The organism is Halomonas sp. NYA30, assembly GCF_976980765.1.
The window spans coordinates 3,496,544-3,508,677 of record NZ_OZ334477.1 but is presented as its reverse complement, the minus strand read 5'-3'; the positions used below and the strand labels follow the sequence as shown (position 1 = coordinate 3,508,677).

The window sequence follows — 12,134 nt, the reverse complement described above, 5'->3', positions numbered from 1 at the left end:
ATGAGAAGATCATGAAACTTTATTATGCCACTGGAACTTGCTCACTTGGGCCGCGTATTGTCGCACATGAACTGGGCATAGAGCTGGAATCTCAAAAGGTTGATATCAAAAAACACCATACCGATAACGGCAGCGACTACTGGCATATCAACCCCAAAGGCTATGTGCCTGCTCTTATGACTGATGATGGTTATCTGCTTACAGAAGGCGTGGCCATAATGCAATATTTAGCCGACCGGGGCTCTCCCGCTAACCTGAATGCCGAGCAAGGGTCTTCCTCGTTTTATCAGCTCCAAGAGTGGCTCACATTTATCAGCACGGAATTACATAAGATGTTTAGCCCTTGGCTGTTTCATCCGGAATACAGCTCTGAGGCGCAACAGATTGCGACGCAGAAAATTTATGAGCGCTTTGACATAATCGAAGCGCACCTAGAAGATAAGCAGTATCTTGTTGATAACAAATTTTCACTCGCTGATATCTATTTATTCACGATTGTGCGATGGGCAGGTTTGTTCAATATGGAATTGGTGTCATACCAAAACTTATCAAGTTTCCTGGAACGTATCTCTAATCGTTCGGCCGTTAAAAGTGCAATGCGAGCCGAAGGTATAAATGAATTTTAACAACATTGTAGGCTGTTGGTAAGGGTTGCTGAGGTGCCTGTGTCATGACAAACCTGGCAAACACGAGACCCAAGTGAGCTCTCAAATATAATAAAGGCAATGAAATATTATTGGAGATATTTGATATAAAATGGTGCCAATTATTGATGCTTCAGTTTTTCTAGGCATGCATCATGAAAGCCTAGAAGTCAGAGAAAAATGTGTAGAGATAATTGTACGTAATTTTTATGGTGGGCTAGAAATAAATCTTGAGCAAATAGGCTTGTGTGACAACGTTATTTGGCAGCGCTCTAGAGAGGAACAAGAGGCCTATTATCCATTTATGAGCTACCTTCATACGGTTATGGAATTTAAACGTATTCCCTATGCGGATGAAGCTTACCAGCTTGCAGCTATTGACTATAGGCTAAAATACCTTCCTATGAAAAAAGCAATTATTGCATGCCATGTCCTAGTAGGTGAAAGGGTATTATATACTCTTGATTATGATCTTAAAAATTTGGACGTATTGTCCGATTACATCATGCCGATAATTTCTTCCAATGCAAGAGAAAATGGTTTTAGTGGGCCTTTGAATCTCTTTTACAAAAAAAGCTTAATGTTGAAGTTAAAGTCTCAGGAGGTGATAAATGTCTAAAAATTATATATCGACGATCTCAAGTTCTACTGCCTCAAATTTCATACTCAACACCGTTAATGTGTTTAGTTGTCGCTCCAATTTGTAGTGTTGAAAAAATGCATATCAACACTTATCAATATGATTGTTAGTTCTGTTCTATGTCCCATTTCTGCAGAGTAATAGCATAATTGTATGTCGATCTAAACAAGAGCGAAGTGGGTTGGTCTTCTAATGACGGAATGCAGCCACTGATCGACAGCGCCGAGCTTATGCCCGGGCGTGGAACCACCTGATAGAAAAGGACTGTCAGGCCAACGATGCATTCGTAGTGCTGCCCAGCATCGACACCATGGCCTACACCGCAGCGCTGTCGTTTATGCTCGGAGCGTTAAGCAAGCCTGTGACTTCCATCGGCGCTCAAATTCCGCTGGGTGAGCCAAGAAGCGATGTACTGGATAATGTGGTCAGCGCGCTATAGCTTACCGCTCACCTGGCAACGCCTTGCGAAGTGAGTCTGTATTTTCATGATCAATTACTGCACGGCAACCGCGCTCACAAGATGAGTGTACTAAGCCTGGCTGCACAATTCACCCAGCTTCCCTGGGCTTGCCGAGCTCGGCACCGGTATGACTTCCTCCAACTATCGGCACTGCTGAGTGGGGTGCCTAACTTTACGCTCATCCATTTGCCCGAGGAGGCGGCAGCAGTGCTGCCGCTGTACCCTGGAATGCCGCTGCTGTGTGCCAAGGCGCTCAGTGCATTCATATGCGATGAGACAACGGCCCATTAGCGGGAAGTAATGCTAAGCGCGGTCACGGTGAGTAAGATGATCCCAATGCCGATTATCTGAATCATGCTCAGGCTTTCATTGAGAACAGCAACGCCAAATAGGGTGGCCGTGATAGGTTCGACCATGGCCACCATGGAGGCTAGCGCTGGCGTTGTTCGTTTTATCCCCACGATATACAGCACAAAAGACACGCCTGCGCCCAAAACGCCGAGTGTTAAAAATAGAGGCCAATCCGATGAGCCCAATACACTCACAATCTGCCCCGTATCGCTTGGCACCACGAGCATGATGGCCAGTACCGCGAAGGCGATCGTCAGTATCGCCTGGGGGCTGCCATGGGGTGCAGCGTACTTAAAGCCAAAAATGAAGGCCGCATAAGAGAGCCCGGCAAGCAGCCCGGTAGCTACGCCCATCAACGAGAGGCCGCTAGCACTAATGGCATACAGTTTGGTTAACAGCACCACACCCACCATTACTAGCACGATGGCTAGCCACTTGGCAGCGGTGGGGCGCTCAAGCTTAAGGGCAAAGGAGATCAGATAAACAAATACTGGGGCGCAGTACATCAAGGTAGCCGCGACCGCCACGCTGCCATGATCAATACTGATAAAATAGAACGTGAAGTTGCCCGCTACGCCAAGCCCCGCCACCACTGACCAAAACCAAAGCTGTCGCCTGGCTAAACCGCTATGGCTGCGTTGCAGTAGCAGCCAAGCTAGCGCGCAGAGGAGCCCTACAAAACCACGATAAAAAGAGACAACTCCGGCATCCCAGCCGGCATCTAATAAAATGCCTGCAATTCCCCCTGAAATTCCCCAGAAGAGGGCCGCGAGCGCGATCAACATACTGCTGGCACCTGCCATATTTCACCTTTCGTCCTTGAGCGGTAACACCTAAGAGTAATAGGTGTTTGCACATATTCCCTTCGCTTAATGTTGCTCTTGGTCTGCTACCTGCAAACCCTAATCTTGCCACCTAAAAGTAGACGCTGATCTCGATATTCGAAAGCGCTTCAGGTGGTCTATGGCGTTAACCAAAGAACCAGTAGCGAATAGAACGCTGAGAGCACTCTTACGATGAAGCGCTGGAATCTTTCATTCGTCTATAAAGATGCGAAAACGGCATGGCGGTCAGCCCGTGTACCAAGATGGACGCAACAACCAGCAAGCTCACCACGGGCCAGAGTTCAGCAACATCGGTTTTATGATGAGCCAATGCCGCATAGTAAAGCGCGGCGACCCCAATCGGCCCAAACCAGCCTGAGAAACTGCCATCTAACTTGCTGGGAAGATCCCTAATACGGCCGCCTACTAACAACAGAATGGGTAAGCGGCGCAGGAAAAGCACACCAATCACCAGCAGCAGCGCGGGCCACCCCAAGGAGAGCCACGCTTGCCAAGGGATCATCAAGCCGAGCAAGAGGAAAATGGGAGATGTAAAAAAGCGGTCCACGCCTTCTACCACTCTTTCTTCCTCCTGCTTTTCTGAGGCGTTAGCTTGTTGATCAAATGCTAACCCTGCTACGAACACAGCGAGTATTCCATTGCTGCCCATTAGCTTCACCGCGGCAAGGGTGGTGAGCGCAAGCGCTGTGGTTACCATTAGCATCGACGGTTGGTCGATAGTGTTTTTTTCTTCAGCCTTGCGCATTGCAAAGCCTACCGTGTAACCGATGATGGCCCCCAACATAAGGGCCGCTAAAATATCGCCTCCTATAATCCCTAGCATGTGTACGGTTGTTGATTGATTCGCCGGTAACGTCAGCAAAAACACAGCAAACATGACAAAGATGAACGTCAGCCCATCGTTGGCGCCCGATTCACTCGAAATGATATGGCGTAGATAAGCGGGGAGGTTCTCTTTAGCAACGGGGCCGGTCACCAGGGTAGAGGCAACCACCGGGTCTGTGGGGGTAATCACAGCACCGATGAGTAACGCCGCTCCTAATGGCAGACCAAGAGCCCAGCCGGTTATAACGCTGCTGCACAGCCACATGACCGGCATGCTCACCAGCAATAACACGCAGAGCGATCGCCAATGGTGAAAAATATAGGATTTGGGGAGCCGCAGCGCGATACCCATCAAACCAATGGCGAGGGCTAGACGGGCCACTTGCTCTAAAATGGCCATTTCATTCCCCCACTGCGCTGGGTCAAGAAGCCCAAATCCGGTAGGCCCCAACACCACCCCGACCAGCAGCAAGCTGACGGAGTCGGGCAAGCCGACGCGCTTCAGCGGTGTTGATAATAGCCCTAGCAATAAGGCGCTAGCTGCAACGACTAATAACCCAATATTAAATTCGTGCATATTCTTCCTCGCTACTAGGATTAGGTGGTGTTTTGGCTGAGTACCTCAGTCAGTGTTGGGCATGTCGGTCGGACGTAGCAGCAATACCGCGAGTGGCGGTAGCGTCAACTCCAGGCTGGCGATTTGCCCATGTAGGGGGGAGTCTTCAGCCGTTAGCCGACCCAGGTTGCCCATGTTGGAACCGCCATAGCACTCCGCGTCACTGTTAAGGCGTTCTTCCCAGCCACCGGCAAGCGGCACGCCCAGGCGATAACCCTGACGTGGCACCGGCGTCATATTGGCAACTACCAGCAGCGGCTCACCGGAAGCACTCCAGCGCAGCCAGGCAAAAACGCTATTGGTGTTGTCATTGCCCACGACCCAAGTAAACCCCTTTGGTTCGCTATCGCATTGGTGCAGGGCGGGTAGCTCGACGTAGCAACGGTTAAGGTCGCTAAGTAAACGGTGGACACCGGCATGCCGGCCTTCGGCGAGCAGCGACCAATCCAGCTCGCGGTCGTGGCTCCACTCACGCCACTGGCCGAACTCACAGCCCATAAACAGCAGCTTCTTACCGGGTTGTGACCACATGATGGCGAGATAGGCGCGGAGATTAGCGAACTTCTGCCACTCATCGCCAGGCATCTTACCGATCAGCGAACCTTTGCCGTGGACTACTTCGTCGTGAGAAATCGGCAACACGTAGTGCTCAGAGAAAGCGTAGACCATCGGAAAGGTCATATCGTGATGGGAGTAAGTGCGATACACCGGGTCCTTGGCGATGTATTCCAGCGTGTCGTGCATCCAGCCCATGTTCCATTTATAGGCGAAGCCCAGCCCGCCCTCCTTGGTCGGCTGGGTGACACCCGGCCAAGCGGTTGACTCCTCGGCAATAACGATGGTGCCGGGGACTTCCTCGCTGATAACGTCATTGAGGTGGCGCAGGAAGTCGATGGTTTCCAGGTTTTCGTGACCGCCAAAGCGGTTGGGAATCCATTCGCCTTCGTTACGGGAGTAGTTGCGATAGAGCATTGAGGCAACGGCATCGACACGCAGTGCATCGACATGGAAATGCCGCAGCCAGTGCAGTGCCGAGGCGAGCATAAAGCCATGTACTTCGCGCCTTCCCAGGTTATAGATATAGGTGTCCCAATCTTGATGGAACCCCTCAAAAGGATGCTCATATTCGTACAGAGCGGTGCCATCAAAGCGTGCCAAGCCGTGGGGGTCAGTGGGAAAGTGGGCCGGCACCCAGTCGAGAATGACGCCCAGCCCTGCGCGATGGCACTCATCAACGAAGTAGGCAAAGTCGGCAGGCTTGCCGAAGCGGGCGCTGGGCGCAAACTGACTCAGCGGCTGATAACCCCAGGAGCCGCCGAAGGGATGCTCCATGATGGGCAAGAGCTCAACGTGGGTGAACCCCATCTCCAACACATAGGGAATCAATTGCTCGGCCAGTTCACGCCAGCTATAGATTTCGCCGTTGTCGCCGCCATGCTTGCGCCAGGAGGCGGCGTGCACTTCATAAATGCTTATTGGGTGGGTCGGGTCATGGATTTTTTGCCGCTGGGCGATCCATGCGTCGTCATGCCAGGTAAAGGGCGTGGTGTCGGCTACCACCGAGGCGGTAGAGGGCGGTGCTTCGGTGGCTAAAGCGACCGGGTCGGCACGCAGGCCAATTGCACCGTGGGCTTCGACCACCTCATATTTGTACGCCTCCCCAGGACCAAGGCGCGGTACGAATAACTCCCACACCCCAGCAGCGATGCGCAGGCGCATTATGTGTCGTCTGCCGTCCCAGCTATTGAAATTACCGACCACGGAAACACGTTGGGCATTCGGCGCCCAGACCGCAAAGCGCACGCCGTTGACGCCATCTATTGTCATGGGCTGGGCACCCAGGCAGTGCCCCAGCTGTCGATGATTGCCTTCGCCCAGCAGGTAAAGATCCATTTCGCCCAGCAGCAGGCCGAAGCTATACGGGTCCTCGGTTAGCTGTTCGCCTTGGGGCCAGCGAATACGCAGCAGATAGGGAGCCGCATGCGGCAGCCGGGCGGCGAATAGACCAGGAATTTGCATGCTCGTGAGGCAGCAACGCACATTGCCGCCGTCGCGGTCGAGAACATCAACCCCTACCGCGCCGGGTAGGAATACGCGCAAAAACTGTCCTTTGCCATCACTGTGAATGCCAAGAATGGCGAAGGGATCGCGATGGGTTCCTTGCGCTAGTGCACTGGCGTCTTCCTCAGTCAACCACAAGCTGCGATCCAGAAGGGGTCGGGTGTGAACAACATTATTCATGTGGCTCTCCTGGGTTGAGTTGTTCGATGAGGGCAGCTAAGCCGTGCAGCGGCACACCCAACCATTCGGGGCGGTTGGCGGCTTCGTAGGCAATTTCGTAAGCTGTCTTTTCGAGCACGAACAGGTCCACCGCCGCGGCGGCTCCGCTGGCTTGCTTCCACTCGTGGGGTATTTCCATGGTGGCCAGCCAATAAGCGTTGAGAAAGGCTTGGCGGCCTTTAAGCAGATACTGCTCCACCACCGAATGGCTAGTATCGGTATGTGTATCGGCGCCTTCATTGTCGCCGGGCCGGGCTTCCTCCACCTTGGCATAGGCATAGTCGAAGGAGCGCAACATGCCAGCCACATCGCGCAGCGGGCTATCTTTTGCGCGACGCTCTTCCAGGGGTCTGGCTGGTTCGCCTTCAAAATCGATGATGTAGGCATCATCATGAGCCACTAGAACTTGGCCGAGATGTAAATCACCATGAATACGGGTGAGCAGGCTGCCTTGGGCAAGTTCCGCCATCTTTTTGATGGCATCTATCAACTTGGCGCGGCGAGCCAAAATGATGTCGGCAAGCCGCTGTTCGGCTTCGTTGGCAGTATTCTTGTGTTGCTCCAGCACGTTTAGCGCTTCCTCAACACGCTGCGTCACGCGTTGCGTCCAGTGCTGTACATGGGATGACCCGGCGACTTCGGGCGCGAATGCTGGGTCGTCGCTGGGCATCGCCAGCACCATATGCAGCTCACCCAGCCGGCGTCCTAAGGTGGTGGAAAATTCTTCCAACTCCTCGAAGGCGCCGTAGCGGGATTCGGCTTTTGGCTCGCTTGCGCGTTCGTCGTCCGCCACCGCTTCACGAATGGCACGTTCCAGCTTATTGCGCGTCCATGACCAGGCATCGCCCTGGTTGTCGATGAAGCCTTGCAGAATCATGAGCGTCTGCGTGGAGCCCTGTTCAAGCCGGGTTACCACGCCGTACAGGGGCACGGTATGCATAAAGCCCCGCTCAGTCAGGTAGCTGCCGATCTCTGCTTCGGGGTGAATGCCCGGCTCCAAGCGTCGGAACAGCTTGAGCACTAATTGATGATTGATGATCACCGAGCTATTGGACTGCTCGGCACTCTGTTGCACTACCTCGGGGTGCTCGGGAAGCGTCAGTTCGGCGAAGGCGGCGGTGAGCAAGAAATGGATTTCTCCTTTCTCATAAGGCAGCACAGTGCCTAGGCGCATGTTTTCTAGTACCGCCAGCGTAAAGGCATCCAGGGTGACTGCATCGGTGAGCAGCCCGACTTCGTGGAAACGACGCACCCGTGCCATGGCGAGCTGTTGGGGTAGCGGATTGCTTTGCTCGTCTTCGCCCAGGAAAGCCAGCGGCAGTTGGTAGCGCTCGCTACCTTGGCCATGTTTGACCTCCAGTTCGCTAAACAGCAGTGAGTGCCCGCTGTGCTCAAGACGGCCGGTGGGGTGTAGGTGGACGTGTTCGATACGGGACTGCTTGGCAGCAAACCAGCGTCGCTTGGGCAGGTAGCTGGGCAGCGTTTCACGTTCGAGTAGCCGTCTGGGCGTCTCCTCAAAAATCTCCTCAAGGCGTTTTTTGATAATCAGCGTGACGAAATCCGGCATGGGCTCTGGTACAGGAACATGCCACTCCGGCATGGCGGTAGCCGGGGCCAGCAAGAACCAGAAAAAACCGTAGGGAGGCAGCGTCAGCAGGTACGCCAGTTTACCCACCGGGGGAAAAGCGCTTCCGCCGACCATTTCTACCGGCACCTGACCGGCAAATGCGGAAAGGTCGAGCTCTACCGCCTGGGCAGTGCTGGCCACATTGGCCACGCATAGCAGTGTTTCTGTCTCACCATTGTCGAGCGTCATCTCACGCAGGTAGGCGAGAATATGCCGATTGGAGGGGTAGAGTGGGCGCATGGTGCCACGGCTGAAAGCACGGTGCTGACTGCGTACCGCCAGTAGCCGCCGCATATTGCTAAGCAGCGAGTGCGAGTCACGAATTTGTGCTTCCACATTCACCGTTTGATAGCCGTAGAGCGGATCCATAATGGGCGGCAGCACCAGCTTGGCCGGGTCGGCGCGAGAGAAGCCGCCGTTGCGATCCACCGACCACTGCATGGGTGTACGCACGCCGTCACGGTCGCCGAGATAGATATTGTCGCCCATACCAATTTCGTCGCCGTAATAGAGCACCGGCGTGCCCGGCATGGAGAGCAGCAGGCTGTTAAGTAGCTCGATACGTCGCCGGTCGCGCTCCAGCAGCGGCGCTAACCTGCGGCGGATGCCTAAGTTGATACGCGCCCGGCGGTCGGCGGCGTAGTGATTCCAGAGGTAGTCGCGCTCCTTATCGGTGACCATTTCAAGGGTCAGTTCGTCGTGGTTACGCAAAAAGATCGCCCACTGGCAAGTGGCCGGTATTTCAGGCGTCTGACGCAGAATGTCGGTAATCGGGAAGCGATCTTCCTGAGCCAGGGCCATGTACATGCGCGGCATCAAAGGAAAATGGAACGCCATGTGACACTCGTCGCCGTCGCCGAAGTAGGGCCGGGTGTCCTCGGGCCACTGGTTGGCTTCGGCGAGCAGCATGCGGTCGGGGTAGCGCTCGTCGAGCACCGCTCGGATCTTCTTGAGTACCACGTGGGTTTCGGGCAGGTTTTCGTTGTTGGTGCCTTCGCGCTCAACCAGATACGGTATGGCGTCCAGGCGCAGGCCATCCACCCCCATATCGAGCCAGTACTCCATGACCTTGAGAATCTCGTCGAGTACCACAGGATTGTCGAAGTTGAGATCCGGCTGGTGGGAGTAGAAACGATGCCAGTAGTAGGCGCCAGCCACCGGGTCCCAGGTCCAGTTGGAGGATTCGGTGTCGAGAAAGATGATCCGTGTGCCGGGGTATTTCTGGTCGGTGTCCGACCAGACATAGAAGTCGCGTTCTGGTGATCCTGCTGGCGCCTGTCTGGCGCGTTGAAACCACTCGTGTTGGTCAGACGTATGGTTGATGACCAGTTCGGTAATCACGCGCAGTCCGCGCTGGTGGGCCTCCTGGATGAAGCGCTTGGCGTCATCAAGCGTGCCGTAATCGGGGCTAACGCTGGTGTATTCAGCAATATCGTAACCATCGTCGCGACTCGGCGAGGGGTAGAACGGTAAAATCCAAATCGTGTTAACACCCAGGCTGACGATATAGTCGAGCTTCTGAATCAAACCTTCGAAATCGCCGATACCGTCGTCGTTGGCATCGAAGAAGGCCTTCACGTGTACCTGGTAAATCACTGCGTCTTTGTACCAGAGTGGGTCATCGAGGAAATCCATCGCCTCGACGGCGTGTGTTTCGCTGCTGGCATCCATCATTGGCTTACCCTCTCTGCTTTGATCATTAGGTCAAAATTGACATGAACTAGCGGCTTCCAAGCCAATACCGTTATTAATAAACCGGGAGTTAGTAAACCGGTAGCTAGTAAACCGGGCGAAGTCGCCAAATGGCGAACGGCATAACGCTGGGGTCTAAGCGCATCGATTGCCATTTGCCATGCCAAGTCCATTGACGGCCACTCATGAGATCCTCCACATGCAGTGCCGCCTCATCGGGAAGGTCGAATAGCGCCATGGGCAACTCAAAGGCGCCCTCCTGAGGCTCAAACGGGTCAAGGTTGACGGCGACCAAGATGGCCTCGTCGCTTAGTTCGGTGCGCTTGGCGAAGAGCAATAAACGGTCGTTGTGTACCGCATGGAAAGTCAGCCCAAGATGGCTATGCAGCGCCGGATTCTCGCGCCGGATTCGGTTGAGCTGGGCGATCTCATAGATGATGTTGCCGGGGGCGCTATAGTCGCGCAGACGAATCTGGTATTTCTCTGAATCGAGGTACTCCTCCTTGCCGGGTACCGGTGCGCCTTCGCAGAGTTCAAAGCCGGAGTACATGCCCCACAATCCTGAACCCATGGTGGCCAGCGCCGCGCGAATCAGGAAACCTGCCCGTCCGGACGATTGCAGAAAGTAGGGATTGATATCCGGTGTGTTGACAAAAAAGTTGGGCCGATAGCCGTCACGCAGAGGCGATTCATTGAGTTGCGTGAAGTATTCGGTTAACTCCGCCTTGGTATGGCGCCAAGTGAAATAGGTATAGCTCTGTGTGAAACCCAGCTTGCCCAGGCGCAGCATCATGGCCGGGCGGGTAAACGCTTCGGCCAGGAAAATCACATCAGGGTCACGTTGGCGAATATCGGCAATTAACCATTCCCAAAAGGGCAGCGGTTTGGTGTGTGGGTTATCTACACGAAATATCTTTACCCCTTCATCGACCCAGCCTTGAACCACATTACGCAGTTCAAGCCACAGCGAGGGAATCGCCTCTGCGGCGTAGAAATCGACGTTAACAATATCCTGATATTTCTTGGGCGGGTTCTCTGCATAGCGAATTGAGCCGTCGGGCCGCCAGGAGAACCAGCCGGGGTGCTCCTTTAGCCAGGGGTGATCCGGTGAACACTGAATGGCAAAATCGAGCGCTATCTCTAGGCCATGATCCGCCGCGACACACACCAGATCGCGGAAATCTTCGCGGGTGCCAAGTTCAGGATGGATGGCGTCATGTCCGCCTTCTTCGCTACCAATGGCGTAAGGGCTGCCTGGGTCGTTCGGCCCGGCTTCAAGGCTGTTGTTAGGCCCTTTGCGATACGCCCGACCGATGGGATGGATAGGCGGAAAATAGAGTACGTCAAAGCCCATGTCGCGGATTAACGGTAGCCGCCTGTGCACATCTTTGAACGTGCCGTGGCGATTGGGATCGTCGGTTTCCGAGCGGGGGAACAGTTCGTACCAGCTGGCAAAACGCGCTTTAAGCCGTTCGACTTCGAGCGGATAGAGGGCGTCGCTTCTGGTTAGGTGCGGACGAGTATCCGCTTCGTGCATCAATCTAGTGGTTTCATCATCTAATAGCAGCGCGACGCGGTCTGCATCATTCTGCGCTAGCTGAAATTGCTCAAGGAGATCAGACAGTGATTCATAAAGCGTTCCTTCGCTACGCTCGGCGGCTTGTTCCACCAGTTGTCTGCCTTCTTCCAGTTCGAGCCCGATGGGAACCCCCGCCTGGTGTTTCTTGGCAAGTTCGTAGTGATAAGTGGCATACACATCCCACCAGGCTTCAATAATAAAACCATGGCGGCCCACCCGGAGAGGCGTGAAACTCCCTTCCCATACATCCAGGCCAAGGGGCTCGACCTGGCTCATGGGCGCGCGCTGTTGCTGCCCCTCATCGTCATGCCAGCAGATAGCCGCTGCCAGCACATCGTGACCGTCCGCGAAGATGGTGGCTTTCACCACTACCGTTTCGTTAACGATGGCTTTGGTCGCAAAGCGCCCTTGATCCAGGGAAGGGGTGACGGCTTCAATGGCAATGCGCGGGGCATGGGTGGCCGCTAGGCCATGGTTCTGGTGTTGACTCTGTGCCGGGAGAGCCCCGGACGTGGGATAGACAGGTGAACTCATCGCATGCTTCTCCTTGCAGCGCGAAAACGACAGCGAAGGTA

The 12,134-nt window shown here is 54.5% G+C and carries 9 protein-coding genes; 4 read left to right on the top strand and 5 right to left on the bottom strand.

Annotation, left to right across the window (positions count from 1 at the left end; all coding sequences use genetic code 11):
- Positions 1–11: 11 nt before the first annotated feature.
- The 4 genes from gstA to ACWI0H_RS16270 all read left to right on the top strand — a co-directional run bounded on the left by gstA (position 12) and on the right by ACWI0H_RS16270 (position 2,035).
- Entirely contained in the window at positions 12–626 is a 615-nt protein-coding gene (gene gstA, locus ACWI0H_RS16285; RefSeq protein WP_485873972.1) for a glutathione transferase GstA, read from the top strand.
- Positions 627–756: 130 nt separating this feature from the next.
- On the top strand, positions 757–1,263 hold the full coding sequence (locus ACWI0H_RS16280; RefSeq protein ID WP_485873971.1) for a DUF6190 family protein: 507 nt from the start codon (positions 757–759) through the stop codon (positions 1,261–1,263).
- Between the two features lie 310 nt (positions 1,264–1,573).
- Positions 1,574–1,723, top strand: coding sequence for an asparaginase domain-containing protein (locus tag ACWI0H_RS16275; protein ID WP_485873970.1), 150 nt, complete (start codon positions 1,574–1,576; stop codon positions 1,721–1,723).
- Between the two features lie 81 nt (positions 1,724–1,804).
- Positions 1,805–2,035 (top strand): hypothetical protein, encoded by a 231-nt coding sequence (locus ACWI0H_RS16270; protein WP_485873969.1) that lies wholly within the window; start codon positions 1,805–1,807, stop codon positions 2,033–2,035.
- Here ACWI0H_RS16270 and ACWI0H_RS16265 read toward each other — a convergent pair.
- The 5 genes from ACWI0H_RS16265 to ACWI0H_RS16245 all read right to left on the bottom strand — a co-directional run bounded on the left by ACWI0H_RS16265 (position 2,032) and on the right by ACWI0H_RS16245 (position 12,093).
- A complete protein-coding gene (locus ACWI0H_RS16265) occupies positions 2,032–2,898 on the bottom strand; it encodes a DMT family transporter (RefSeq protein WP_485873968.1) in 867 nt (288 codons plus the stop codon). The two genes, ACWI0H_RS16270 and ACWI0H_RS16265, sit on opposite strands and share 4 nt — an antisense overlap.
- A gap of 208 nt (positions 2,899–3,106) precedes the next feature.
- A complete protein-coding gene (locus tag ACWI0H_RS16260) occupies positions 3,107–4,342 on the bottom strand; it encodes a cation:proton antiporter domain-containing protein (protein WP_485873967.1) in 1,236 nt (411 codons plus the stop codon).
- Between the two features lie 45 nt (positions 4,343–4,387).
- Complete coding sequence (gene glgB / locus ACWI0H_RS16255; protein WP_485873966.1) at positions 4,388–6,622, bottom strand: 1,4-alpha-glucan branching protein GlgB; 2,235 nt, start codon at positions 6,620–6,622, stop codon at positions 4,388–4,390.
- Entirely contained in the window at positions 6,615–9,962 is a 3,348-nt protein-coding gene (gene treS / locus ACWI0H_RS16250; protein WP_485873965.1) for a maltose alpha-D-glucosyltransferase, read from the bottom strand. Before treS ends, glgB begins: the two co-directional genes overlap by 8 nt.
- Positions 9,963–10,065: 103 nt before the next feature.
- The gene (locus tag ACWI0H_RS16245; protein WP_485873964.1) at positions 10,066–12,093 is read right to left on the bottom strand and encodes an alpha-1,4-glucan--maltose-1-phosphate maltosyltransferase; all 2,028 of its coding nucleotides are present in this window, start codon (positions 12,091–12,093) and stop codon (positions 10,066–10,068) included.
- Positions 12,094–12,134 lie beyond the last annotated feature (41 nt).

Bases quoted from the DNA above. Each gene is read 5' to 3' on its own strand.
- ACWI0H_RS16265 (WP_485873968.1), bottom strand. From the start codon at position 2,898: ATGGCAGGTGCCAGCAGTATGTTGATCGCGCTCGCGGCCCTCTTCTGG.
- ACWI0H_RS16260 (WP_485873967.1), bottom strand. From the start codon at position 4,342: ATGCACGAATTTAATATTGGGTTATTAGTCGTTGCAGCTAGCGCCTTA.
- treS (WP_485873965.1), bottom strand. From the start codon at position 9,962: ATGATGGATGCCAGCAGCGAAACACACGCCGTCGAGGCGATGGATTTC.
- gstA (WP_485873972.1), top strand. From the start codon at position 12: ATGAAACTTTATTATGCCACTGGAACTTGCTCACTTGGGCCGCGTATT.
- ACWI0H_RS16280 (WP_485873971.1), top strand. From the start codon at position 757: ATGGTGCCAATTATTGATGCTTCAGTTTTTCTAGGCATGCATCATGAA.
- ACWI0H_RS16270 (WP_485873969.1), top strand. From the start codon at position 1,805: ATGAGTGTACTAAGCCTGGCTGCACAATTCACCCAGCTTCCCTGGGCT.
- glgB (WP_485873966.1), bottom strand. From the start codon at position 6,622: ATGAATAATGTTGTTCACACCCGACCCCTTCTGGATCGCAGCTTGTGG.
- ACWI0H_RS16245 (WP_485873964.1), bottom strand. From the start codon at position 12,093: ATGAGTTCACCTGTCTATCCCACGTCCGGGGCTCTCCCGGCACAGAGT.